Annotated in this window: 34 protein-coding genes; all 34 read left to right on the top strand. The window is 53.0% G+C overall.

Annotation, left to right across the window (positions count from 1 at the left end):
• Positions 1-2: 2 nt before the first annotated feature.
• The 34 genes from ACP5VX_RS00160 (at position 3) to ACP5VX_RS00325 (ending at position 22,101) form a co-directional block, all read left to right on the top strand.
• A complete protein-coding gene (locus tag ACP5VX_RS00160) occupies positions 3-1,364 on the top strand; it encodes a hypothetical protein (RefSeq protein ID WP_428723881.1) in 1,362 nt (453 codons plus the stop codon).
• Positions 1,361-1,519: a hypothetical protein gene (locus ACP5VX_RS00165; protein ID WP_428723882.1), complete on the top strand. Its 159-nt coding sequence runs from the start codon at positions 1,361-1,363 to the stop codon at positions 1,517-1,519. Before ACP5VX_RS00160 ends, ACP5VX_RS00165 begins: the two co-directional genes overlap by 4 nt.
• On the top strand, positions 1,497-3,137 hold the full coding sequence (locus tag ACP5VX_RS00170) for an ATP-binding protein (RefSeq protein WP_428723883.1): 1,641 nt from the start codon (positions 1,497-1,499) through the stop codon (positions 3,135-3,137). Before ACP5VX_RS00165 ends, ACP5VX_RS00170 begins: the two co-directional genes overlap by 23 nt.
• 197 nt (positions 3,138-3,334) lie before the next feature.
• Entirely contained in the window at positions 3,335-4,159 is an 825-nt protein-coding gene (locus tag ACP5VX_RS00175) for a putative RNA uridine N3 methyltransferase (RefSeq protein WP_428723884.1), read from the top strand.
• Between the two features lie 91 nt (positions 4,160-4,250).
• Positions 4,251-5,441 carry a 50S ribosomal protein L3 gene (locus ACP5VX_RS00180; RefSeq protein WP_428723885.1) on the top strand — a complete coding sequence of 397 codons (1,191 nt, stop codon included), beginning with the start codon at positions 4,251-4,253 and terminating at the stop codon, positions 5,439-5,441.
• Positions 5,442-5,443: 2 nt separating this feature from the next.
• Entirely contained in the window at positions 5,444-6,262 is an 819-nt protein-coding gene (rpl4p, locus tag ACP5VX_RS00185; protein WP_428723886.1) for a 50S ribosomal protein L4, read from the top strand.
• Positions 6,259-6,531, top strand: coding sequence for a 50S ribosomal protein L23 (locus ACP5VX_RS00190; protein ID WP_428723887.1), 273 nt, complete (start codon positions 6,259-6,261; stop codon positions 6,529-6,531). The genes rpl4p and ACP5VX_RS00190 overlap by 4 nt, the downstream gene beginning before the upstream one ends.
• Positions 6,532-6,541: 10 nt before the next feature.
• Entirely contained in the window at positions 6,542-7,258 is a 717-nt protein-coding gene (locus tag ACP5VX_RS00195; RefSeq protein ID WP_428723888.1) for a 50S ribosomal protein L2, read from the top strand.
• Positions 7,259-7,319: 61 nt separating this feature from the next.
• A complete protein-coding gene (locus tag ACP5VX_RS00200) occupies positions 7,320-8,255 on the top strand; it encodes an AAA family ATPase (protein ID WP_428723889.1) in 936 nt (311 codons plus the stop codon).
• A complete protein-coding gene (locus tag ACP5VX_RS00205; RefSeq protein ID WP_428723890.1) occupies positions 8,230-10,068 on the top strand; it encodes a vWA domain-containing protein in 1,839 nt (612 codons plus the stop codon). The genes ACP5VX_RS00200 and ACP5VX_RS00205 overlap by 26 nt, the downstream gene beginning before the upstream one ends.
• Before the next feature lie 62 nt (positions 10,069-10,130).
• Positions 10,131-10,547, top strand: coding sequence for a 30S ribosomal protein S19 (locus ACP5VX_RS00210; protein WP_428724015.1), 417 nt, complete (start codon positions 10,131-10,133; stop codon positions 10,545-10,547).
• Positions 10,548-10,556: 9 nt separating this feature from the next.
• Entirely contained in the window at positions 10,557-11,030 is a 474-nt protein-coding gene (locus ACP5VX_RS00215; protein ID WP_428723891.1) for a 50S ribosomal protein L22, read from the top strand.
• A gap of 1 nt (position 11,031) precedes the next feature.
• On the top strand, positions 11,032-11,718 hold the full coding sequence (locus ACP5VX_RS00220) for a 30S ribosomal protein S3 (RefSeq protein ID WP_428723892.1): 687 nt from the start codon (positions 11,032-11,034) through the stop codon (positions 11,716-11,718).
• Positions 11,702-11,965, top strand: coding sequence for a 50S ribosomal protein L29 (gene rpmC, locus ACP5VX_RS00225; protein ID WP_428723893.1), 264 nt, complete (start codon positions 11,702-11,704; stop codon positions 11,963-11,965). Before ACP5VX_RS00220 ends, rpmC begins: the two co-directional genes overlap by 17 nt.
• On the top strand, positions 11,949-12,236 hold the full coding sequence (locus tag ACP5VX_RS00230) for a ribonuclease P protein component 1 (RefSeq protein WP_428723894.1): 288 nt from the start codon (positions 11,949-11,951) through the stop codon (positions 12,234-12,236). Before rpmC ends, ACP5VX_RS00230 begins: the two co-directional genes overlap by 17 nt.
• Positions 12,233-12,580, top strand: a complete 348-nt coding sequence (locus ACP5VX_RS00235) for a 30S ribosomal protein S17 (protein ID WP_428723895.1) — start codon at positions 12,233-12,235, stop codon at positions 12,578-12,580. Before ACP5VX_RS00230 ends, ACP5VX_RS00235 begins: the two co-directional genes overlap by 4 nt.
• Position 12,581: 1 nt before the next feature.
• Complete coding sequence (locus ACP5VX_RS00240; RefSeq protein ID WP_428723896.1) at positions 12,582-13,010, top strand: 50S ribosomal protein L14; 429 nt, start codon at positions 12,582-12,584, stop codon at positions 13,008-13,010.
• Positions 13,011-13,019: 9 nt separating this feature from the next.
• A complete protein-coding gene (rplX, locus tag ACP5VX_RS00245) occupies positions 13,020-13,400 on the top strand; it encodes a 50S ribosomal protein L24 (protein ID WP_428723897.1) in 381 nt (126 codons plus the stop codon).
• Positions 13,397-14,149: a 30S ribosomal protein S4e gene (locus ACP5VX_RS00250; protein ID WP_428723898.1), complete on the top strand. Its 753-nt coding sequence runs from the start codon at positions 13,397-13,399 to the stop codon at positions 14,147-14,149. Before rplX ends, ACP5VX_RS00250 begins: the two co-directional genes overlap by 4 nt.
• Positions 14,146-14,712, top strand: a complete 567-nt coding sequence (locus ACP5VX_RS00255; RefSeq protein ID WP_428723899.1) for a 50S ribosomal protein L5 — start codon at positions 14,146-14,148, stop codon at positions 14,710-14,712. Before ACP5VX_RS00250 ends, ACP5VX_RS00255 begins: the two co-directional genes overlap by 4 nt.
• 9 nt (positions 14,713-14,721) lie before the next feature.
• On the top strand, positions 14,722-14,886 hold the full coding sequence (locus ACP5VX_RS00260) for a 30S ribosomal protein S14 (RefSeq protein ID WP_428723900.1): 165 nt from the start codon (positions 14,722-14,724) through the stop codon (positions 14,884-14,886).
• Positions 14,887-14,925: 39 nt separating this feature from the next.
• Entirely contained in the window at positions 14,926-15,327 is a 402-nt protein-coding gene (locus tag ACP5VX_RS00265) for a 30S ribosomal protein S8 (RefSeq protein ID WP_428723901.1), read from the top strand.
• Positions 15,328-15,336: 9 nt separating this feature from the next.
• Positions 15,337-15,900, top strand: coding sequence for a 50S ribosomal protein L6 (locus tag ACP5VX_RS00270; RefSeq protein ID WP_428723902.1), 564 nt, complete (start codon positions 15,337-15,339; stop codon positions 15,898-15,900).
• Positions 15,890-16,297, top strand: coding sequence for a 50S ribosomal protein L32e (locus tag ACP5VX_RS00275; protein ID WP_428723903.1), 408 nt, complete (start codon positions 15,890-15,892; stop codon positions 16,295-16,297). Before ACP5VX_RS00270 ends, ACP5VX_RS00275 begins: the two co-directional genes overlap by 11 nt.
• The gene (locus ACP5VX_RS00280; protein ID WP_428723904.1) at positions 16,297-16,749 is read left to right on the top strand and encodes a 50S ribosomal protein L19e; all 453 of its coding nucleotides are present in this window, start codon (positions 16,297-16,299) and stop codon (positions 16,747-16,749) included. Before ACP5VX_RS00275 ends, ACP5VX_RS00280 begins: the two co-directional genes overlap by 1 nt.
• Positions 16,750-16,759: 10 nt before the next feature.
• On the top strand, positions 16,760-17,350 hold the full coding sequence (locus ACP5VX_RS00285) for a 50S ribosomal protein L18 (RefSeq protein WP_428723905.1): 591 nt from the start codon (positions 16,760-16,762) through the stop codon (positions 17,348-17,350).
• A 1-nt stretch (position 17,351) separates the two neighbouring features.
• Positions 17,352-17,996 carry a 30S ribosomal protein S5 gene (locus ACP5VX_RS00290; RefSeq protein ID WP_428723906.1) on the top strand — a complete coding sequence of 215 codons (645 nt, stop codon included), beginning with the start codon at positions 17,352-17,354 and terminating at the stop codon, positions 17,994-17,996.
• A 10-nt stretch (positions 17,997-18,006) separates the two neighbouring features.
• On the top strand, positions 18,007-18,483 hold the full coding sequence (locus tag ACP5VX_RS00295; protein ID WP_428723907.1) for a 50S ribosomal protein L30: 477 nt from the start codon (positions 18,007-18,009) through the stop codon (positions 18,481-18,483).
• A gap of 10 nt (positions 18,484-18,493) precedes the next feature.
• Entirely contained in the window at positions 18,494-18,946 is a 453-nt protein-coding gene (locus ACP5VX_RS00300; protein ID WP_428723908.1) for an uL15 family ribosomal protein, read from the top strand.
• 87 nt (positions 18,947-19,033) lie between these two features.
• Positions 19,034-20,467, top strand: a complete 1,434-nt coding sequence (gene secY / locus ACP5VX_RS00305) for a preprotein translocase subunit SecY (protein ID WP_428723909.1) — start codon at positions 19,034-19,036, stop codon at positions 20,465-20,467.
• 65 nt (positions 20,468-20,532) lie between these two features.
• The gene (locus ACP5VX_RS00310) at positions 20,533-20,805 is read left to right on the top strand and encodes a 50S ribosomal protein L34e (protein WP_048162913.1); all 273 of its coding nucleotides are present in this window, start codon (positions 20,533-20,535) and stop codon (positions 20,803-20,805) included.
• 26 nt (positions 20,806-20,831) lie between these two features.
• Positions 20,832-21,383 (top strand): (d)CMP kinase, encoded by a 552-nt coding sequence (cmk, locus tag ACP5VX_RS00315; protein ID WP_428724016.1) that lies wholly within the window; start codon positions 20,832-20,834, stop codon positions 21,381-21,383.
• 15 nt (positions 21,384-21,398) lie between these two features.
• Entirely contained in the window at positions 21,399-21,689 is a 291-nt protein-coding gene (locus ACP5VX_RS00320; RefSeq protein WP_428723910.1) for a 50S ribosomal protein L14e, read from the top strand.
• A gap of 142 nt (positions 21,690-21,831) precedes the next feature.
• Entirely contained in the window at positions 21,832-22,101 is a 270-nt protein-coding gene (locus tag ACP5VX_RS00325; protein WP_428723911.1) for a tRNA pseudouridine synthase A, read from the top strand.
• The last annotated feature ends 22 nt before the right edge of the window (positions 22,102-22,123 follow it).

Raw genomic sequence — 22,123 nt, forward strand, 5'->3', positions numbered from 1 at the left:
AAATGGACCTACTGTACCTAGCATACTACCTCTCGGTATTGACGTACTTCATAGGCGCCGCATTGAAGGGTCTACCCCTACCGCTGGCCTCCGTCAAGAAGGTCGGGCAAAGACTCATGGTTGACGGGGTGTTCTCGGCTTTCATGGTCTTTAGCTACAAGGCGCTAGTCTTCAGTATCTCCTACTTCAGCTCAGTCATCGGAGCAGACTGGAGGTTGTTAAACGAGTGGTATATCGCGGAGTCGGCCTCGTTGATGTCCCTCTTCGTGTTGCTGAAGACCATAGGCTTCCTGTACAGTAAGGTGGGACTAGGGTTCTTAGCCTCCGGCCTAATATCCCCCATGGTTAGCCTACTCGTAGACGTCCTCGTCACGATCACCGTCTTCTACCTGGCTGTAAAGGCGATATACCTCACGGCTAAGACGATGATCGCCGTCGGCATTCTACTATACTCTATACCTTTTAGGTTGACGAGGCCGGCAGGAGCCGTACTCATATCCCTCCCGATAGTATTTACAGTCGGCGCCCCTCTCCTCCCAAACTTCGTTGCGATGTTCTCGACCTTCAACCCGCCAGACAACTTTGTCCAGGCTCAGCCAGCGTACATAAGACTACTCGACTACCTAAACCAGCCTATCGCTTACTTCGTCGTAAACGCGAGCGACGCTAACGGCAACCAGCTCTACATGTACTTGAGTGATTCGAGCGGCCTCGTCAACGCTACTTCCATGGAGAGGTGGATCCCCCTGGGGTACCAGAGACTCGACTTCTTGATGCCGGGCTCGAAGTACTCCGAAGAGGCTAACGTCACTAGTAGCGGGGGCGTAGTGAATCTGACCTACCGGGTTCCAAACATTATAAAAATAGACGTGAACACTCTTGTCTACTACAATACAGACGAAGCAGTCGTGGAGTCTGTTGAGAGGTCGAACAACACCTTCACCACGTTATTCAACGTCTTGTACAGTACTAAGATCTACCTCGTTTACGAGTCGTCTAGTACATTAATTGTGTGGCTCGACAACACCACTGCCCAGGGTTACACTGTTTCATTTGACTGGTTCAACGTCGGTTTCAAGGCACTAGTGTTAAGTCTCCACCCAGGACTACACAATCTCACCATACAAGTGATTAATGTAGCGGCGTCTAGGCCTAACGTAAGCGAGGTGTACTACTTCGAGAAGGTCGTCGAGAGCGGTTCAACCCTCTCCCTGGCCATCGGCCTTGTCTCTATAAAGTTCTTCACTCTCTTAGTCCTACCCGTTGTGTACATATTTGTGCTCGTGACAGCCACCCTTGGTTTGGCCAGGATACTCGGCGGGGTCGAGGCTAGGATATCCAGGCTATTGGTGCTAGGGCCTTGAGGAGGCTAGAAGGCGCCCTAGTGATAATGACCCTCCTAGTCCTTCTCATGAGCCTGTTAGAGGAGCCTGCCCCTTCCAGTCTACTGGTCTCTCTAGGCGTGGCGATAATCGTCACCTTGCTGGTGTTCTTCATTGGTAAGACTGAGAGGAATTAGAGGCCTGTTCAACAGGCAGTCTAATAACCAGGAGGTACGTGTTGACCCGCCAGACGTGTACTTAGTTAGCAGAGACAAGGTCGTCGGGTTCAGGTATCTAGTAGCGGACGAAATGGACTTCGACGTGAGGGGCTTGAGCCCCTCGAGGCTTTACGACAGTGTCGAGAGGCTGGCCTCAGTCATCGACAAGCTACCCCACGGTAGCGAGGTAAAGCTGGTTAAGACGCAGCTCGACCTGTCCTCGTACGCCAGAAAAATCGAGAACGAGATGGCCAACTTGAGGGCGTCCTTGGAGTTGACGAGCGAGCCGCACATAAAGGCGAGGCTCGAGACCAGGTTGGAGACTCTCAGCGAACTCTACAGGCTGATCGTGGAGGGTAGACCTCTCTTAAGGCTGTCTTTCGTGGTGAAGATACGCGCGGAGGCGAAGTCGGTCGAGGAGGCCAGGCAAATACTGTCCTACCACTCCTCCATGGTATCGAACATCCTCCGCTCGAGCCTGGGTCTGAAAGTCAGGGAGGCTAAGAAAGAGGTCGAGAAAATACTGGCGTACGAGACCGGGTTGTCGAGCGAGCTGGGTATACGAACGTTTGTTGGGCCGATGACCGCCGTCGCCCCCGTGCTCCCAATACCGGCCGTCAAGAGGCCCAAGTTAGACTACGACAACGCCGTGGTTCTCGGAGTAGAAATCGAGGAGAACACCCCGGTGCTCGTGCCTACCGACTTGCTTACTAAACACATGCTAGTCATCGGCCCTACCGGTCGAGGTAAGACGACACTCTTGGCCAATCTGCTCCAGGTATTCGCCTCCTTGGGAACCGGTATCTTCCTTGGAGTGGACTTCAAGGGAGATCTGGCCTCGTACTTAGAGGGGGGAATCGCTAAGGTAGTCGAGCCCAGGGAGTACCCTCTCTCTATTAGGAGCCTAGCTAGTGGGGGTCTAGAGGTCAAGAGCCTTATAACCGATATCTTGTCCTCGTCGCTACAAGTGCCGAGGGACAGTCTCGTCGAATTAGTGGAGTACGTCTACTCTCTCTTGGCAGACGACCGTTTAGAGGGCGGTATCAGGGCGGACGTTCTGCCGCTAATCGAGTTACTTAGGGGCGACGCGTCCACCAGTAATCTACGCGAGTTGATCCTGGGCGACAACGTCCTTGTAAATCTGGGTGGGTATGGCTACGCGTTCCAAACAGCTTACGGTCTTTCACTCTTGTACCTAGCCAAGGACGCGCTCTTTAAGAGAAGCACAAGTGAGCTGAGACTGCTCGTGGTCGACGAAGCGTGGAGGGTGAGCAGGTCTAGGCTCGTAGTAGAGCTGTTCAAGGAGGGGAGGAGTAGAAGGGTGGGTGTAGTTCTATCCACTCAGAACCCCGGGGACATCCCCAGGGAGGTCTTCGAGAACGCTCACCTAATAGTAGTCTTTGGATCACCTAACGAGAAGTACGCTCGAACCGTCGCGGAACTCCTCGGGCTAGAGTACGATGCCCTGTCTAAGAAGCTCGGCCGGCTCGGCGTCGGCGAAGCAGTGCTTCTAAACACCCTAGACCCTCACCCAGTAGTATTTAAGGTCAGAAACCCGGTGAAGAAAAACAGTGGTGATGAGCGGCGAGCATCCTGAGCAGTGATGTGTGCGGTCGTATCTGACAGTAAAAGAGTTTAATAAGCGACTCTGCGTGTCTCTCTAGCTTGGGTGGTATAGGTGGGGGGTAAGCAGAAGACCACCATATTTATGACTAAGGAGAAGAAGTCGTCGAGCGAGAAGAAGCCCAAGCCCGAGGAGAAACCTGAGAAGGGTAAAGAAAAGGGTAAGTAGGTTTGGGGCATGTCGTTCACGTCGTCCTTCCGTCAAGCGTTTTAACGGTAGAGCCCCCTGGGCTACCTAGGCTTCTCAAAGCCTATCAGATACTGAGGTACTCCTCGATATTCGGCGTGGAGAAGGCGGTTTTCTTCAAAGACTTCTCGACCAGTGAAAAGGATCACGGGGCTGCGAGGGCCTTCATAGAGAAGGTCTGGAACTACTACAAGACGCCCCCTTATCTGAGGAGGAAACTAGTCCCACTCGACAGGGACCTGAGAGGCGTGGGGATACTGCCGCCTCTTCGGCTGGAGTCCTTTCACGTCTCCAAGAAACCGTATACAGGCCAGGTGAGACCCGCACTAGTAAAGCGTTTGGCGGACGGCTGTTTCGCCGACATAGGGGTCGGAGAGGACTTTTACGTCGAAGGAGAGTGTAGAGAGGGAGTTCGGCAGGTGAGAGTAGTAGACCCGGTTAAAAAGGTAGTGGAGCTGACGGAGACGAAACTCTACACGGGTCCGGAGGTCGCTTTCAAAAACTCCCTCAGGGAAGTGCTAGAGGAGTACACCGGAAAGAGCTTTCTACTCGCCACCGACAGGAGAGGACGAATACCATCCCTAGTAGCCGATGCGAAGAGATTGACGGGTAAAAAAGTCGTGGTCTTATTCGGGTCTCCTAGCCACGACCTCTTCGAAATGTCTGTGGCCGAAGGCTTCAACCTTAGGATGTTCGTTGACGACGTGTGGAACACGATACCTGGTCAGAAAGTTGTTACCGTGAGAACAGAGGAGGCTCTAGTCATAACCCTTGGAATAGTCAATATACTATTGGTCTCGACCACGTGACGCGTAGAGGGCCGTCCCGACCCAGCTCGCTTTGAGGTCATCTTTAAAACCTTGTCTAAGTGTTTACATTGAGTAGCCTGGGGTATGCTTAATGGGTCATAGAAAACTAGAAGCGCCGAGACACGGGAGCCTCGGCGTAAGGCCGAGGAAGAGGGCTAGCGAGCTGACGGTACGCGTGAGGACCTGGCCCGCAAAGACATGGATCGAGCTACTCGAGGAGAGGTACGGGAGCGAAGTCGAGAAACTCAACGTCGTTAAAAGGCCCACGCTACTAGCGTTCCCTGTGTACAAGGCCGGTATGACACATGCTATGGTAGTAGAGGACAGGCCCCACACGCCTTTAACAGGCAAACCCGTCTTTACACCTGTCACGGCACTAGACGCCCCGCCTATAGTGGTTTTAGGTCTGAGGACATACGTCTCCGAGAACGGCTCTTTGAAGACCTACGGAGAGGCGTGGAGAAGCCCCGTTAACGCCGTTGTCGAGGTCTTCGAGAAGTTTTACAAGGACAACCCGTTCTTCAAGGACGAGGCAGCCAAGGACATCGTGAGAAAGTACCTCTCCGGCTTGAGGAAGGTCAACCACGGCCTCGTCAAACCGGACCCGAGTAGTGAATATGGGTTTAAGTTTATCGAGACGGACTACGAGAGCAGATTGAAACAAATCTTGACGGGTGACGTGAGGGCCGTCAGTCTGATCGTTTCGACTATACCGGTTCTCTCGGGGATCGGCAAGAAGAAGCCAGAGATCTTCGAGATCAGAGTAGGGGGTGGGAAGATCGACGAGATAACCTCGTACGCCGAGAAAGTGACTGGAGGGTACGTGAGCGTCACAGACGTCTTCATTGAGGGCCAGCTCGTCGACGTTATAGGTGTAACTAAGGGGAAGGGCTTCCAGGGCGTTATAAAGAGATTCGGCGTGAAGGAGCTGCCCAGGTGGCACAAACACAGGAAGGGTAGTAGAAAGATTGGTGCCAGGAGCCCGGGCTTCGGCACGATGAGCGAGCCGCCTCAAGCAGGCCAAATGGGGTTCCACAGGAGGACGGAGTTGAATAAGCGGATCCTCAAAATCGGCTTGAACGGTCTTGAGATAGTGCCGAAGGGTGGGTTCCTACACTACGGCCTGATCTACGGCCCTTACATACTGATCCATGGCAGCGTCATAGGGACTGTTAAGAGGGTCTTACTGCTTAGACACCCCGTTAGGCCGCCTGCCGGCTGGATACCTTTAACACCCCCGCAAATAACATACCTGAGCCTTGAAAGCAAGCAGGGTGTGTAGCTGTGACCTGGCAACTACTAGTCAGGGTCTCCTCGTCGGAGAAGAAAAAGGTGGGCGTGCTAGACGAGAACGCTAACAAAGTAGGCGAAATAGAGCTGCCTCTAGTATTCAACGTCCCTATTAGAGCAGACCTGATCAGGAGGGCTTTCCTGGCAGCCTTCACAGCGAGGTTACAACCCAAGGGTAGAGACCCTCTAGCAGGCAAGAGAACTAGTGCCTACAGCTGGGGTGTAGGGTACGGTCTAGCGAGGGTGCCTAGAAACCCCAACGGGAGAGCGAGGTTTGTTGTTAGCGCTAGAGGTGGGCACGCAGCCTTCCCGCCAACCCCTGATAGGGTGCTGAGAGAGGAGATCAACAAGAAGGAGAGGGCTCTCGCTCTCGCAAGCGCTTTGGCGGCGACGAGCAGTATCGAGCTGGTCAGGAGAAGAGGGCACGTATTCGGTGTGAACCAGCTACCAGTTGTTCTAGCCGATAGTGTCGAAGACTCTATTGACTCGACTCGGAAAGCCAGGGAGCTGCTGGTCAAGCTCGGTCTATGGAGCGACGTGGAGAGGAGCCGGGATGGAACCGGGATAAGGGCTGGCAAAGGGAAGATGAGGGGTAGAAGGTATGTGGAGCCCAAGAGCATTCTATTCGTCGTGTCTAGTACCGAGAAGCCGTTTGCTAAGGCTGTAAGGAACTTGCCGGGAGTCGACGTCACCACGCCCAAAGACCTAAGCGTCCTCCACCTCGCCCCTGGCGGCGTACCTGGAAGGCTCACCGTCTTCACGAAGAGCGCTCTCGAGGAGATAGGAAGGCGGTTCGAGGTGATACCCCTATGAGCGAGCAGGACAGGTTGGCTAAAGTCATCATCAGGCCCGTCCACAGCGAGAAGGCCTTGACGCTCATAGACAAGAACAATACACTAGTGTTTATAGTCGACAGAACCGCTAACAAGACTCTCATAAAAGAGGCCGTTGAGAGGCTCTTCAACGTCAAGGTGGTCAAGGTTAATACGGTGATCACGCCTAGAGGTGAAAAGAAGGCTTACGTCAAGCTGGCTAGCGAATACAAGGCTAGCGATGTAGCCGCCCAACTAGGCTTACTGTGAGGTGGTTTGTATGGGTAAGAGGATACTCCCCCAGAGAATGGGTAGGGGCTCACCTACATTCAGGAGTCCGGGACACTTACGCGTCGCCCCTGCCAAGTATCCCCAACTACCCTTAGACAAGACCGTTAAAGGGAAAGTCGTGGACCTGGTGCACGACCCCGGCAGGTGGGTGCCGCTAGCTAGGGTAGTACTAGAGACAGGCGAGGAATTCTATATGCCAGCTGTAGAGGGGATGTACGTAGGGCAAACGATCGAGATAGGCCCTGAGGCCAAGATCGAGAACGGCAACATCCTACCGGTGGGGAAGATCCCCGAGGGTACTCAGGTCGCCAACGTGGAGAAAACCCCCGGTGATGGGGGGAAGTATGCGAGGGCTGGCGGGACGTATGCTGTGGTGGTTGGGAGGTCGGGGAACAGGACGCAGATACAGTTGCCCAGTGGGCGTGTAGTCGAGGTACCTAACGAGGCTAGGGCCACTATAGGCGTGGTAGCTGGAGGAGGTAGGGTCGAGAAGCCGCTCTTGAAGGCTGGTGCTTCCTACTACAAGTGGAAGGCAAAAGCCCACAAGTGGCCCAGGGTACGCGGTCTCGCAATGAACCCTGTCTCTCACCCTCATGGAGGCGGCAGGCACGTAGGTAGGCCTACAACGGTTGCTAGGAACACCCCGCCCGGTAGGAAGGTCGGTCATATAGCGGCGAGAAGGACTGGGAGAAGAAAGGGTAAATAACCTTTTTACACAATGCTGTTCTGGAAAAAGAGCTGACACCTGCTCATAGGTCTCGGTCGAGATGGCGGTTGACGGTGATAAAGTCACCGACCCGATAGTAAGTAAGGTCCGTGAGATCTACTCCCAGACCATCCGGAGGTACCCAGTGATAAGAAACCCGCCAGATATTATCAGGTATCTCAGGGAGCACTTCAAGCTCATTGTTAAACCGTACATAGTGTACATCACAGTGGCGGCGTTCTTAAACAACAGACCCGTTCTGTTCGAGGGGCCGCCTGGTACTGGGAAAACAGAAATAGGCGAGGCGATTTTAAGCCTCTGGAGCGGCAAGTCGGCGTTCGTCCTGCCCTGTAGCGAAAACTACGACGAGTACCGTGTCATAGGGGACTTTCACCCCGCAATGGCGATGAGTAAGGGCTTCAACGAGGAGAGCTTTATACCGAGACCTTTACTAGCAGCCATGATACTTGGCACAGGGGTCTTAATAGACGACATAAGGAGGAGTAGCGAAGAGTTCCAGAACCTCTTGCTGGATATAATAGATAAGAGGAGGATCATAATCCCGGAGCTGAAGCGGGTCTACTACCAGAGGGATGACGGCTTTCAGATCATTCTCACGAGCAACCCCTACGACATAGCACAGGGTGAGCTGAGCGACGCCTTCCTGAGGCGGGTCGTCAGGGTGGAGTTCAGGTACCCGACCCTCGAGGAGGAGTTCGAGGTGATAAAGTTGAGGCTAGGAGACCTGATTAATAGGCTAGAGCCCAAGCTGATCGAGGAGGCCCTTCAAATCGTAAGGACCCTTCGCCAGAAAGCCGTGTACAAGCCGGGTATTTCAGATAGCGTCATGTGGCTTACGCTGGCTTCTCTACTCGCAGAGGCGCGGGGGCTGGAAAAGGCCGGTAGAAACGAGTTAGTCGAGGCAGGCAGGGCAGTACTGCTCAAGAACGTCGAGGACGAGGCGTTGTTGAATGAGCTACTACCAACACGTGAGTGACGAGTTCAAGAGCCTAGTAAACAAGGTGCTCGACGAAGTATACGAGAGAGTTAAGAGTGCGGGGAGAATCCCTACAGGACGGCTCGAGGACTTAGCAAGGATAAGGTTGACGCTCGAGCTCCTAAACTACGAGGCGGGCACGGTAAAAAGCGAGGTAATCGAGGAGTTCTACAAGTCCAACCTTGCGAAGCAAGAGCCAACAGGCTATGGGGGCTGGCTCTACAAACCAGGTAGAGAAAGCGTTCACAAAGTTCTGTCGAGCAAGGGTAAGAGACTGAGACTAAGTGACGTCATCAGGGAGGGCACCGCAGAAGAGGTTCTTAACTACGTGTGGCTCAGGGCGAACAAAGTTCTATACAGAGACAAGAGCGGTAAGCTCGCCATAGACAAGAGCGAGGCTCACAGAGCCGTTGTGGAGGAGAGACCAATATCGGCTAGGGACGTACTTAAGTACCTGAAAGAAGTTCCGAGCAAGTACTGGGCCAGTGTGATAACGAGCGAGCTGCTCACGTCGTTGGACTACGACCAGATCGAAGAACTTGTGAAGAGCTACTACGGTCACAGTAAGACGGTGGACAAGAGAATCCTAGACTTCGTGTTAACAAAAGCGGGCGCCGGCGGCGAGGGCGATAAATTAGGTGTCATATTGAGTTTGATGAAAAGGCTCGGTAAGCAGGCGTCTAACAAGATCAGGTCGCTAGTAGACGAGCTGGTGTCTACAACCGACTTGAGAGACATAGAGAAGCAACCCCTCGCCGAGAGGTGGGCCGTCGTCTCTAGCCTCTACAGGGATAGCAGGCTTAGGAGCAGGATGTCTTCGCTCTCACCACTATCTCTAGCCGGGTTGACGAGCGTAGAGAAACTAGATGACACAGCAAGGAACAAGGCCCTGCTCGGCAAGGCTCTTAGACACTACTTAAACTACCTAGTGACCGGTGACCAGGCCGAGAGAGAAGCCGCCTTGTACTACGCAGGGAGGGTGGAGCCCGCCGTCCTTGAGCCACAACACAGAGCGATCCTAGAGAAGATACTGAGCGACGACCAGAGGCTTCTGCTTCACCTGGTCTCGAAGGTCTACCCCGACGACACCTTGGAGCTGATCTCGATGAAATTGTCGGATGTTTTCTCAACGAGAGGTCTCGACTACGTTGTACTTGAGAGGGCGATAAAGCTGAGTTACCGGGTCTTCGAGAGGGCGCGACGCGGTGTACCGGTCGGGGGCAGAAAAGTCAGGTCCGTCAAGGGGAGACTCGATGTAAGGTCAACGTTGTTCAACTACGCTAGGTTTAACTACAGGATGGTGTTCGAGGACTCCCCGAGAAAAAGGAGCATAACGGCCGTTGTAGACGTCAGTGGGAGTATGCTCAGGTACAGTATGTGGACGCTGGTAGCGCTGGCTAGCATGGTAGAGCTTGTAGACAAGATAGTCTTGTTCTGGGACAGAACCGAGGTCGTGAGACCACCTGTGAAGAAGACAAGGCCCCTCATCTACAGGTTCCTCGAAAGAGTCTACACGCAGAGGTTCAAGGGGTATACGAATATCAGCCAGGCCATCAGAGTAGCGGTGAGCAGTCGCCCTGGAAGGATCGTCGTTCTCGTGTCCGATCTTCAGCAGACCGTGAGAGACGTAGACCCCTGGCTAGAAGTGCGGAACCTTATCGATAGAGGCATTAGAGTGGTCGTGGTCGCGCCGCCGAGACACAATAGAGACGTCTTGAGGAGGCTCGAGAGTATAGGTTGCGAGACGGTAATCGTTAAAAATCCCAGCAAGATACCCATTTACCTTAAAAAGAGGTTAAACATTAAAATCTAGACGCAGGCATATCAGGATCGAGTGCTTACAGGTGTATTAGCGTGGCCTTGGACTTGAAAGAGATGCCGCCCGAGTGGAAGAAGTTCAGGTACAGGGGGAAGACCCTCGAAGAGTTGCTGTCCATGCCGATGGACGAGCTGATCGAGCTGTTGCCAGCCAGGGCTAGGAGGAGCCTGAAGAGGGGTTTCACGAAGGCCCAGATCAGATTGCTCGCGAAGATAAGGAAGATCAGGCAGAACCCCGACCTCGCGAAGAAAGCCGTCATAAAGACCCATGTGAGGGACATGATCGTGCTACCCGAGATGGTGGGGTTGACGATAGCCGTTTACAACGGGAAAGAGTTCGTACCAGTGAAGATAACCCCCGAGATGATAGGGCACTACCTTGGCGAGTTCAGCCCGACGACCAAGAAGGTCGTCCACGGAGAGCCGGGTCTCAAGGCGACCCGGAGCAGTATGTTCGTAGCCCTGAAGACGTAGGGTGGTCGAATGCCGACTTGGCACTACTCACTACAGTTGAGGGACGAGTCGAAAATTGCAAAGGCTGTGAGGTACGACATACCGGTCTCTATAAAGTACATGAGAGAAGTCGTCTCGGTCATCAGGGGGATGAAACTAGAAGACGCCAAGAAACTCCTGGAAAACGTTATTAAACTAAAAGAGCCGATCCCGTTCAGGAGGTACCATGGCAAAGTCAGCCACAAGAGAGGGCTAGCCGACAAGTACGGTTGGCCAGCCGGCAGGTACCCGGTTAAGGCGGCAAAGTACCTTCTCGAACTCCTCGAGAACGTGGAGGCCAACGCCGAAAACAAGGGGTTGGACAAGGACAAGCTGGTCATAATACACATAGCAGCACACAAAGGGGTCACGCTGAAGAGGTACATGCCTAGGGCTTTTGGTAGGGCGACTCCCAAGTTCCGTAGAACAACGCATGTGGAGGTCATAGTTAGAGAGGCGAGCTGACATGGTGGGCTCGAGGGTAAAACAGTACTTCATAAACCTTGGGTTGAAGAAGACGATGATCGACCAGTTTCTAGCTAGCTACTTCGTTGACGCGGGTTACGCGGGTGTAGAGCTTTACAAGACCCCTACAGGGCACAGAGTCGTGATATACGCCGAGTATCCGGGGAGGCTGATCGGTAGGGGTGGCTCTGTGATCAGGAAGCTCACAGCGATCTTCCAGACGAGGTTCGGGCTGGAAAACGTAAACATAACGGTTTCCCCCGTGACGGACGCAGACCTGAATGCCAGGGTCGTAGCGTTCCGCATAGTCAGAGCCCTCGAGAAAGAGATACCGTACAGAAGAGTTATGATGGCCATGCTAAAGAGGATCATGGACGCGGGAGCGCTCGGGGCCGAGATCGTGATCAGTGGTAAGCTCAGAGGCGAGAGGGCAACATACGAGAAGATGAGAGCCGGGAAAATTTACAAGGCGGGAGACCTGGTCGATTACATAGTGGACAGGGCTGTTGCTAAGACTCTGCTAAAGCCTGGTATATTCGGTGTTGAGGTCATCATTGTCAAACCGTCTATGCCGTTACCGGACCAGGTCGAGCTGAAACAGCTGAAACCCGAGGAGTTGCAAGCACTACTGCAGCCCCAGGTAAAAGAAGGGGCACCAGTAGGGGGTGGTAGTGGTGAAGGCCAGTGAGATAAGGAAAATGCCGCCCGAGGAGAGAGTAAGGAAACTTGTAGAGCTCCGAATGGAGCTGATCAAGCTGAAAATGCAGGCGAGGGTTGGGACTCTCACCAATACTAGTAGAATTAGGAACATTAAGAGGGACATTGCAAGAATTCTCACGGTTATGAGAGAGGAGGCCTTAAAAAAGAGCTCTGTAGGGGCGGTCACTAGAGAGAGGACTACTGAAGGTAGTCCGGCGGTTGAGAATAAGCAGTAAGAACATTCTTTTCCACGAGATAATAGGCCTAAGAGTGAGGATCCTATCCTATACAGACACAAACCTCAACGGGCTCGAAGGAGTAGTAATAGACGAGACCCTGAAAACCCTCCTCATAGAGACAGCGGGGGGCAGAAGGATCAGGGTTTTTAAACAGAACGGTGTATTTGAATTTGAGCTCCCACACGGTGAGGTAGTGGTTATAAAGGGGGATTTAATTTTAGGTAGACCAGCTGAAAGGCTTAAGAGGTTGAAGAGGCGGTTAAAGTGAGCGCTGTGCAGGTCCGGAACGTGGGTATAAGGGGCGTGGAGCCGCCCAGCGAGACTTGTAATGACCCTAAGTGTCCGTGGCACGGTCACCTGAAGGTCCGCGGCGTTATTTTGACTGGCGTTGTTAAGAGCGCGAAGATGCAGAAGACTGTTGTGGTAAGGCACGACTACTTGTACTACGACCCAAAGTACAAGAGGTACGAGAGGAGGCACAAACACATCCACGCGCATCTACCACCCTGTATCAAAGTCAAAGAAGGGGATGTTGTAGTCATCGGCGAGACAAGGCCTTTAGCCAAGAGCGTGTCTTTCGTAGTCCTAGGCGTCGTGAAGAGAGGTGGTTGAAATGGGCGCGAAGAGAGCGGTAGCAGGGAAGCCCGCTTTCTCCAGGCGGAAGGTGAACACCGGTCTCCAGGTCGGGTCGAGAGTCGTTGTGACCGATAACAGTGGTGGGAAAGAGGCGATGATCATAGGAGTGCCAGGGTATAAGGGTAGACTGAGAAGAGTCCCTCCAGCTGGAGTAGGAGACCTAGTGGTAGTAACCGTGAAGAAGGGAAGTCCGAGCGTCAGGAAGCAGATCTTCAAGGCCATTATAGTCAGGCAGAAAAGACCCTACCGAAGACCGAACGGTGTGTGGGTGGCTTTCGAGGACAACGCCGTGGTCCTGTTAACACCAGAGGGAACCCCGAAAGGTAGTGAAATTAGAGGCCCGGTTGCTAGGGAGGCAGCGGAGAGGTGGCCTCAGATAGCGAACCTTGCCACGATGATAGTTTAGGTGGTATGTATGTCCTTAACCAAGTCTAAGAAGCCCTCTAAACAGCGAAAAGCCCTTTACAACGCGCCCCTCCACCTGAGGCACAAGTTCATGACGGCTAAACTTAGCGACGAATTGGTGGAGAAGTACGGGGTTAAAAGGCTGCCCGTACGTAAGGGGGACACCGTTAAGATCCTAAGGGGTGACTGGAAAGGTCACGAGGGTAAAGTGGTAGAAGTCGACCTAAAGAGGGGGCGTATCTTTGTCGAGGGTGTTCAAGTTAAGAAGGCAGACGGTACGCTTGTGTACTACCCTATACACCCCAGCAAGGTCATCATCACTAAACTAGACCTGAGCGACAAGTATAGAATGAAGATCATAGAGCGACGGAAAAGGGGTGAAAGCAAGTGACCGGCTCTAGGCACTTAAAAGCCCTTGCGGCACCCTACTACTGGCCTATCCTGAGGAAAAAGTACAAGTGGACGGTGAAGCCTTCCCCAGGTCCGCACCCCATCGAGTACTCGCTACCCCTACTAATAGTCGTCAGGGACGTCTTTGGCTACGCCGAGACGGCGAGAGAGGCTCGGAGACTTATCTCCGAGGGACACTTCGAGATCGACGGACGCGTTGTACGGGACTACAAGTTCCCGGTAGGATTCATGGACGTCCTCCACATTAAACCGACCGACGAGTACTACAGGGTGGTACCAGTCCCCACGAAAGTGATAGGCTTCGTGAAGATCCCCAAGGAAGAAGCATCGTTCAAGCTGTGCCGGATACAGAACAAGACTACCGTGAAAGGCGGCCACATACAGTTGAACCTACACGACGGTAGAAACGTGTTGATTAGGGTGAAGGACCCGAGAAACCCGGTAGAGGACGTCTACGAGACGCTCGGAACAGTCCAGTTGTCCCTGGCAGACAACAAGATCTTGGACTACATCCCACTCGCTGAGAACAACCTGGTAATAATATCGGGTGGAAGGAACGTAGGGCGGGTCGGCCTACTGAAAAAGGTACATAGAGGTATGGGTGTGAAGAGGAGTGTTGCCGTCATTGAAGACAGAAACGGGAACTTGTTCCAGACCAGCCTGAACTATGTCTTTGTAATAGGCAGGGACAAGCCACTAATAACGCTCCCCGAGGCTGTGTGGAAATGAGCACCAAGCTCGTAATAGACGAAGACAAGATCTTATCGAAGTGGAACAGTAATCCCATGCTCAAGCCAAGGATAGCCAAAGTAACCGTCAACATCTCGGTCGGCTCGGAGACCGAGAGACTAGGCAAAGCCATGAAGGTTCTCGAGGAGCTGACGGGCGCCAAGCCCGTGCCCAGGAGAGCAAAGAAGACCATCAGGGACTTCGGTATCAAGAAAGGAGAGAACATAGCGGCGATCGTCACGCTACGGGGGGAGAAGGCCATAGACTTCCTTAGAAAGGCTCTTGAGGCTGTAGGGTACAGGTTGAAGGAGTCCAGCTTCGACGACTACGGTAACGTCTGCTTCGGGGTCAAAGAGCACATCCACATACCCGGCGTAAAGTACGACCCGGAGGTGGGCATCTTCGGAATGGACGTCTGCATTACGATCGAGAGACCAGGTTACAGGGTCATGAGGAGGAAAAGAGCTAGAAAAAGGAGAGTGCCCAGGAGGCACAGGGTCTCGAAAGAGGAGGCAATAGTCTTGCTTAAGCGCGAGCTCGGAGTCGAGATAGTTCCAGAGTAGGTGGTGGCGGTGGGGAAGTACAGGCCGCCTAAGGAGAGGAGCTTCGGTAAGGGGAGTAGAAGGTGCCGGAGGTGCGGGGCGAGAGACGCTGTGATACAGGCCTACGGCCTCTACTTGTGCAGGCAGTGCTTCAGAGAACTAGCCTACTCTATAGGGTTCAAAAAGTATGGTTAAATAAGCCATTTAACCCGATATAAAGGAGAGGTGTTGCTTATGGTGATGATGGACACGCTCGCTAACGCCCTCGCGGCGATACAGAACGCGTCGATGAGGTCGAAGAGCGAAGTGCTCATCATGCCAGCCTCTAAGCTCATACTCAACGTCTTGAAAGTCCTCCAGAGGGAAGGGTATATTGGCGAGTTCGAGTACATCGACGACGGGAGATGGGGTAAAATAAAGGTACAGCTACTTGGCAGGATTAACAAGATCGGTGTCATAAAGCCGAGGTACAGTGTGACATATAGGGAGCTATCAGAATTCCCAGACTGGTTGAAGAAATACCTCCCGGCGTACAACATAGGTATCTTGATAGTGAGCACGTCGAAGGGGGTCATGAGCCACAGGGAGGCGGTAGAGAAACACGTTGGCGGCGTACTACTAGCGTACGTCTACTAGGTGGTGGCAATGGTAAAAATGATACACTACAGCTCGACCGTTGAAGTGCCGGAAGGGGTAAGCGTCCAGGTAGACGGGATGAGGGTCAAGGTCCGGGGCCCTCTCGGCGAGCTGGAGAGAGATTTTAGCCACGCGAGGGGCATTCTCATCAGAGTCGAGGACAACAAAGTAATCGTAGAAGGCTTTTACTTGGACAGGAAGAAGAAGGCGCTCGTAGGCACAATCGCGGCGCATATCAGAAACATGATCACGGGTGTCACAAAGGGCTTCACGTATAAGCTGAAGATAATCTACTCGCACTTCCCGATCACTGTACAGGTAGACGAGAAAAACCGCGTTGTCAGGATAAAGAACTTCCTCGGCGAGAAGGCTGACAGAATCGCTAAAATCTTCGGCGAGAAGGTGAAAGTAAAGGTGTCAGGGGAAGACGTAATAGTTACAGGTATAGACATAGAGGAGGTTGGACAAACAGCAGCTAATATAGAAAGGGCTACTAGGATCAAGGACCTAGACCGGAGGATATTTGTTGACGGGATCTACATATACGAGCGGGGTGTAGGAATTGAAAAGTAGAATAGAGCGCTTACTCGAGTTGAGAAGGAAGATCAAGGAGAAGAAGCCAGAGTTCCTCAGGTATCTGTGGTGGAAGAAACCGAAGTTCAAGAACGACCTCAAGTGGCGGAGACCTAAGGGTATCGATAACAAGGTCAGGAGGAAGTTGAAGGGGTACCCGCCGCTGGTGTCGGTGGGTTATGGTGGTCCAGCCGAGGTAAGGGGTTATCATCCATCGGGGTTAGTACCAGTAACTGTTTCGAATGTAGACGAGATCGATAAACTGGATCCTTCGAAGAACATCATATATATTAGTGCGGCTACGGGATTGAAGAAGAAGATTGAGATATACAGAGCGGCGGTAGCGAAAGGCTTTAAGGTGGCAAACCCGCCCGCGCTAACTGAGGGGGTGCGGTAATGGCGGACTTAAGCCTCCAGAAAAGGCTTGCCTCGGAAATACTCGGTGTAGGGGTCTCGAGAATCAGGATCGACCCCGCTAGAGTAGAGGATGTAGCAGACGCCATCACTAGAGAGGAGATCAAGAGGCTCATCAAAGACGGGGCCATATACGTAGAGCCCGCTCACGGGAACACGGGTTACAGCAGTAAAGTTAGGCGTGAACAGAGGAGGAAGGGTAGGAGAAGGGGGCACGGCAAGAGGAAAGGGGTCAAAACGGCGAGGACTGACGAGAAAGAGGTCTGGATGAGCAGGATTAGGAAGATCAGAAGGTATCTACGGTATCTCAGAGACAACAAGATCATAGACAGGAAGACGTACAGGAGGCTCTACAGGCTTGCTAAGGGTGGTTTCTTCAAGTCCTTCAACTCCCTCAGAACGTATCTGATCGAGCACGGGTACTTGAAGCAGTAGGGTGTTCAACATGGCAAGGGGGCCTAGGTATAAAGTTCCGAGGAGAAGGAGGAGAGAGGGTAAAACTAACTACTACAAGAGGTACAAGATGCTCTTATCGGGTAAGCCGAGGTTCATCGTGAGAAAGACCCTAAACTACATATGGGTGCAGGTGGCAGTGGCCAGACCAGAGGGCGACCACATAATAGCGGCAGCCCACTCGTACGAGCTGGTGAAGAAGTACGGCTGGAAGGGTGGTACAGCGAACACGCCGTCAGCTTACCTGACTGGTCTGCTGGCCGGCTTTAGAGCCTTAAAGAAAGGCATTAAAGAGGCAATTCTGGATATAGGGCTTCACTCGCCGACGAAAGGTGGTATAGTGTTTGCGGCGGCTAAAGGGGGCATAGACGCCGGTCTGCAGATCCCGGTGGGCGAGGGGATGTTCCCCAGCGAGGAGAGGATTAAGGGTGAGCATATAGCTGCGTGGTCCAAGATCCTCAGGGAGAAAGGGCTTTTAGAGAGGTACTTCTCAAGGTATTTAGCTAGGGGTCTTAACCCGGAGGAGTTGCCTCAACACTTCGAGGAGGTAAGGAAGAAGATAATTGTAGAGTACGGTGGTTGATATGAGTATGAGTGCTGTGGATAAGGCGGCCTTGGAGAAGTGGGTTCCGAGGACGAAAGTCGGTAAGATGGTACTAGAGGGCAAGATCACGTCTCTTAAGGAGATATTCGAGAAGAACCTACCACTATTAGAGCCGGAGATAGTCGACTACCTCTTACCCAATCTCAAGTACGAGAGGATAGACGCGGGCCTCGTACAGAAGATGACCGACGCCGGTAGGAGGACTAGGTTCAGGGTTGTGGTGGTAGTAGGTAACGAGGACGGCTTTGTCGGGGTCGGACTAGGCAAAGCCAAACAGTACGTGGAAGCGCTGAACAAAGCGCTAAGAGACGCCAAGTTGAACATTATCCCTGTCAAGAGGGGTTGCGGTAGCTGGGAGTGCAGGTGTGGAGAGCCGCACAGCGTTCCGTTCACGGTCGTTGGGAAGAGTGGCAGCGTCAGGATCGTGATTAAGCCTGCCCCTAAGGGTACAGGTCTAGTCGCTGGAGAAGTCGCCAAAGTCGTGTTGAGACTCGCGGGCATAAAGGACGCCTGGACAGAGACCTTCGGCGAGACGAGGACGTCGGTCAACTTCGCCAAGGCGACTCTAAACGCTCTCAAGAACACCTATAAGTTTGTTACGCCGCTCGACTGGCTGAGGGGCTAGGGGTTGGGCGATGCCAGTGCTCTATGCGATTATCAGGGTTAGAGGTGTTCCAGACACCCCGCCCGACGTCGAGCACACGCTAAAGTTGCTGAGGCTGAGAAAAAAGTACCACATGGTAATATACCCAAAGGACCTGCCAGGCCTCGAGGGAATGTTGAGGGTAGTAAAGGACTGGGTAACCTGGGGCGAGATCGACGAGGAGACGCTCGCGCAAGTCTTGGAGAAGAGGGGTAGGGTCGTAGGCGGCTCTAGGCTAACCACTGAGCTACTGAAGAAGTACTTCAACGTAGGTAGCTACGAGGAGTTGGCGAGGAAGATTTTCGCAGGCGAGGTTGTCCTCCACAAACAGGAGATCATAAAACCCGTTTTCAGGCTACACCCGCCGAGAGGCGGGTTCAAGGGTAGCATTAAAAAGCCCATTGGAGATCATGGCGAACTAGGCTACCGCGGGCCAGCGATCAACGAGTTGATCAAAAGAATGCTATGAGGTGTTGGAGATGGTAGTCAGGAGGAGGAAGAAGAGCAGGAAGCTACGGGGTAGGACGCGCACCATGGGGTGGGGTAGGGTAGGACAGCACAGAAAGAGTGGTTCGCGAGGAGGCTTCGGCGCGGTTGGGATGCACAAGCACAAATGGATCTGGATGTTGAAGTACGCGCCAAACTGGTATGGGAAACACGGCTTTGTCAACCCGACGAGTAAGACGGAAGACGTCCGTGAGATCAACGTGGGGTTACTAGACGAGATAGCAGAAAAACTAGTTAGGGAGGGCAAGGCCGTCATCGAAGGAGACCTGATAGTCATCGACGTTACTAAACTCGGGTTTAACAAGGTGACGGGTTCAGGAAAAGTCACTAGGAAAATGAAGATCATCGCAGAGTACGTGACAGAGAACGCTAAGAAGAAAGTAGAGGAAGCCGGCGGGCTAGTTCAACTCCTCGAGCGACGTTAACGTTCTCAACGGATAAGTTTTAATAAGCTACTTGATATCTCTAACCCAGATAGCTTAATTTACGCCAGCAACCCGCTGGTGTCCATGATGGGAGCCTTAGACGTAATGGCTAGGATAGCCGACTACTTGCCTGCCGCCAAGAAGCCGGATAGGAAACCTTCCTTGTACGAGAGGCTGTTCTGGACCGCTATGGCGCTAATAGTATACCTAATACTTGCTAACACCCCTCTGTACGGTATCCCTATTCAGCCGGCCTCGCAACAACAGATACTGCTAATACAGGTGATCTTTGCGTCTAATAGGGGGACCCTAATGGAGTTAGGTATAGGCCCGATCGTGACCGCGGGCCTGATAATGCAGATCCTAGTCGGAGCTAAGCTGGTCGACCTCGACCTTACAGACCCAGAGGATAGGAAGAAGTTTACCTCGGCCCAGAAGACGCTGGCGATCATATTGGCCGTCTTCGAGGCTGCGATGTATGTCTTGTCGTGTAGGTATTGGGTAGTCACGGGGCCCAACCCGTTCACTGCGTGTACTGCTTCGTGGTCTACTAGGTTGATAGTGGGGCTCCAGATCTTCGCGGGAGCCTACATCGCGATACTACTCGACGAGATGATACAAAAGGGTTGGGGTATAGGGTCGGGTGTCAGCCTCTTCATCCTGTCCGGTGTTGCGACAATAATCTTCTGGAACATATTCAGCCCAGTCGTGATAAACGGAACAGCCGTGGGGTTGATACCCTACCTCATACAGGCCATCTCCACTGGCAGTAGCCTGTCGAGCATAATGATAAGACCCGGCGGGAGGGACCTGGTCGGTCTCATAGCTACGATCGTTGTCGCGGTACTCGTGATCTACTTAAGCAACATGAGGGTTAACATTCCCATTACAACGCCGAGACTTCAGTCAATAAAGACTCGGATACCCCTACAATTCCTTTACGTCTCGAACATCCCTGTCCTGTTTGTGGGTATATTGTACGCGGACATCCTAGTATTCGCGTCGCTGTTCAGGACTTACGGAGGTGGCTTGATACCCCAGTGGCTAGTCAACGCACTCGCTACGTACGACCAAAACGGCAACCTAGTCGGCGGGATCGCGTACTACCTGAACTCCCCTCTGGGAGTCTACAGCGCCTATGCCGACCCCGTTAAGACCGTTGTCTACATCGTGGTGCTCGTACTGCTATCGGTAGTGTTCGGCTACATGTGGGTGGAGGTCTCCGGGCTAAACGCGGCCGCTCAGGCGCAACAGCTAGTAGACAGCGGGTTGGAAGTCCCCGGTATGAGGAGGAACCCCAAGGTCTTGGAGAAGATGCTCGACAAATACATAACACCTCTCACAGTGCTGTCCAGTATTATAGTGGGCGTTATAGCAGCGTTATCCGACGTGCTTGGCGTCTACGGCGGCGGAATGGGCCTCTTACTGGCAATCGGCATTGTACAGCAGTACTACATGTTGATAGCGTACGAGAGGGCGCTCGAGGCATATCCATTGCTGAAGAGAATCATAGGGGAGTAGTAGGATTTATTAGACACCGAGCCGATTTTCAGGATAACACGATAACGCTTACAGGGTCGTCAGCGATGCCCAGACCTATGTACAGGACTAGGAGCTGGAGAAGGGTTGTGGTGAGGACGCCAGGGGGCGAGCTTAGAGTCCACTATGAGAAGAGAAGACCCTCCCCTGCCCATTGTGCTATATGTGGACGACCGCTCAACGGTGTCCCGAGGCTCAGGCCGAGTCAGCTGAGGAAGCTCGCTAAGACTGAGAAAAGGCCCGAGAGGATCTACGGCGGAGTTATCTGCCCGAGTTGTCTTGCCAAGCTTATTAGGCGCTCTGTTAGGGCTGCCAGCTAGATAGTCTACATTTTGCGGTGCTGAAGTTGGTGAGGATAGCTGTAAGCGGCCCTCCTGGGAGTGGGAAGACTACACAAGCTAGGAGAATTGCGGACACCTACGACCTGGTCTACTACTCCGCTGGTGGTATTTTCAGAGAGCTGGCCAGAAGCAGGGGGTTGTCGCTGGAGGAGTTATCTCTCGTCGCGCTGAAAGACCCGAGTATCGACCTAGAGATAGACAAGAGGACGTTCCAATTAGCGCACGAAGACAATGTAGTGCTAGACGGCCATCTAACGGCATGGATAGCTAGCGACCTCGTAGACTTTAAGATCTACATAACAGCCCCTCTAAAAGTCCGCGTAGCCCGAATCGCGGCAAGGGACAACAAGCCTTTCGAGGACGCTTTACGCGAGACTATTGTGCGCGAGAGCGTCCAGCGGAAGAGGTTCATAGAGTTCTACGGTATAGACCCGCTGGACCTGTCAATTTTCGACCTAGTCATAGACACGTCAAAGTTGGGTGTGGAGGAGACTTTTGCGATCATAAAGAATAGTATAGACAAGTTTTTAAAAACACATAAAACTGCTAATCATTGAGAGAGGGTGTGGATTATGCCGGCTATTGAGATAGGCAGGATCTGCGTCAAGGTGTCGGGTAGAGAGGCGGGCAGGAAGTGCGTCATAGTCGACATAATAGACGACAGCTTCGTCCTGATTACAGGCCCGAAGAGCCTTACAGGGGTGAAGCGGAGGAGGGTCAACATAAAGCACATAGAGCCTCTAGACAAGAAAATACCGATATCTAGAGGAGCGAGCGACGAGGAGGTATTGAAGGCCATCGGTGAAAGCGGGCTAACGGATTTCATGAAAGAGAGAGTAAAGGTCTCAACCAGCGTCGTCTAGACGACGATGCCCACCTAAACACGGCCGACCCGTACGGCTGTTTTAGTAAAGGTCTTCAGCTCATCGCCTCACCTTTTATCGTGTATTAAGCTCCTTAATAGGTGGCGACTAGTGCATTAAAGACTTAGGGTGGTGCTACCCGATGGGTCTAGTCGAGAGAGGGCTGGAATTCCTAGACCACATAACAGAGAGGGCTGGCTATAAAAACGACTGGATAGTGGTGAGAGAAGCCGACACGTCGAGCGATTACGGTAGACTTCCCTACGAGAGGCCGATCAAGGAGCACATTGTTAACGGAGTGATAAACTTAGACAAACCACCAGGGCCCACAAGTCACGAAGTAGTAGCGTGGGTTAAGAAACTGTTAGGGGTTAGCAAGGCAGGGCACGGGGGTACCCTAGAGCCCCTGTAGACGGGGCGGGGATACCCCAAAG

The sequence above is a fragment of the Thermogladius sp. genome (assembly GCF_049970955.1).
Classification (GTDB): domain Archaea; phylum Thermoproteota; class Thermoprotei_A; order Sulfolobales; family Desulfurococcaceae; genus Thermogladius.

What these genes read in the sequence shown, in the direction of transcription:
- ACP5VX_RS00280 (WP_428723904.1), top strand. Translation starts at nt 16,297, where the DNA reads ATGGCGGACTTAAGCCTCCAGAAAAGGCTTGCCTCGGAAATACTCGGT.
- ACP5VX_RS00320 (WP_428723910.1), top strand. Translation starts at nt 21,399, where the DNA reads ATGCCGGCTATTGAGATAGGCAGGATCTGCGTCAAGGTGTCGGGTAGA.
- ACP5VX_RS00310 (WP_048162913.1), top strand. Translation starts at nt 20,533, where the DNA reads ATGCCCAGACCTATGTACAGGACTAGGAGCTGGAGAAGGGTTGTGGTG.
- ACP5VX_RS00295 (WP_428723907.1), top strand. Translation starts at nt 18,007, where the DNA reads ATGCCAGTGCTCTATGCGATTATCAGGGTTAGAGGTGTTCCAGACACC.
- ACP5VX_RS00265 (WP_428723901.1), top strand. Translation starts at nt 14,926, where the DNA reads ATGGTGATGATGGACACGCTCGCTAACGCCCTCGCGGCGATACAGAAC.
- ACP5VX_RS00215 (WP_428723891.1), top strand. Translation starts at nt 10,557, where the DNA reads ATGCCGACTTGGCACTACTCACTACAGTTGAGGGACGAGTCGAAAATT.
- ACP5VX_RS00325 (WP_428723911.1), top strand. Translation starts at nt 21,832, where the DNA reads ATGGGTCTAGTCGAGAGAGGGCTGGAATTCCTAGACCACATAACAGAG.
- ACP5VX_RS00220 (WP_428723892.1), top strand. Translation starts at nt 11,032, where the DNA reads ATGGTGGGCTCGAGGGTAAAACAGTACTTCATAAACCTTGGGTTGAAG.
- ACP5VX_RS00180 (WP_428723885.1), top strand. Translation starts at nt 4,251, where the DNA reads ATGGGTCATAGAAAACTAGAAGCGCCGAGACACGGGAGCCTCGGCGTA.
- ACP5VX_RS00200 (WP_428723889.1), top strand. Translation starts at nt 7,320, where the DNA reads ATGGCGGTTGACGGTGATAAAGTCACCGACCCGATAGTAAGTAAGGTC.
- ACP5VX_RS00210 (WP_428724015.1), top strand. Translation starts at nt 10,131, where the DNA reads ATGCCGCCCGAGTGGAAGAAGTTCAGGTACAGGGGGAAGACCCTCGAA.
- rplX (WP_428723897.1), top strand. Translation starts at nt 13,020, where the DNA reads ATGTCCTTAACCAAGTCTAAGAAGCCCTCTAAACAGCGAAAAGCCCTT.
- ACP5VX_RS00255 (WP_428723899.1), top strand. Translation starts at nt 14,146, where the DNA reads ATGAGCACCAAGCTCGTAATAGACGAAGACAAGATCTTATCGAAGTGG.
- ACP5VX_RS00290 (WP_428723906.1), top strand. Translation starts at nt 17,352, where the DNA reads ATGAGTATGAGTGCTGTGGATAAGGCGGCCTTGGAGAAGTGGGTTCCG.
- ACP5VX_RS00300 (WP_428723908.1), top strand. Translation starts at nt 18,494, where the DNA reads ATGGTAGTCAGGAGGAGGAAGAAGAGCAGGAAGCTACGGGGTAGGACG.
- ACP5VX_RS00270 (WP_428723902.1), top strand. Translation starts at nt 15,337, where the DNA reads ATGGTAAAAATGATACACTACAGCTCGACCGTTGAAGTGCCGGAAGGG.
- ACP5VX_RS00160 (WP_428723881.1), top strand. Translation starts at nt 3, where the DNA reads ATGGACCTACTGTACCTAGCATACTACCTCTCGGTATTGACGTACTTC.
- ACP5VX_RS00240 (WP_428723896.1), top strand. Translation starts at nt 12,582, where the DNA reads ATGGGCGCGAAGAGAGCGGTAGCAGGGAAGCCCGCTTTCTCCAGGCGG.
- ACP5VX_RS00190 (WP_428723887.1), top strand. Translation starts at nt 6,259, where the DNA reads ATGAGCGAGCAGGACAGGTTGGCTAAAGTCATCATCAGGCCCGTCCAC.
- secY (WP_428723909.1), top strand. Translation starts at nt 19,034, where the DNA reads ATGGGAGCCTTAGACGTAATGGCTAGGATAGCCGACTACTTGCCTGCC.
- ACP5VX_RS00285 (WP_428723905.1), top strand. Translation starts at nt 16,760, where the DNA reads ATGGCAAGGGGGCCTAGGTATAAAGTTCCGAGGAGAAGGAGGAGAGAG.
- ACP5VX_RS00205 (WP_428723890.1), top strand. Translation starts at nt 8,230, where the DNA reads ATGAGCTACTACCAACACGTGAGTGACGAGTTCAAGAGCCTAGTAAAC.
- ACP5VX_RS00195 (WP_428723888.1), top strand. Translation starts at nt 6,542, where the DNA reads ATGGGTAAGAGGATACTCCCCCAGAGAATGGGTAGGGGCTCACCTACA.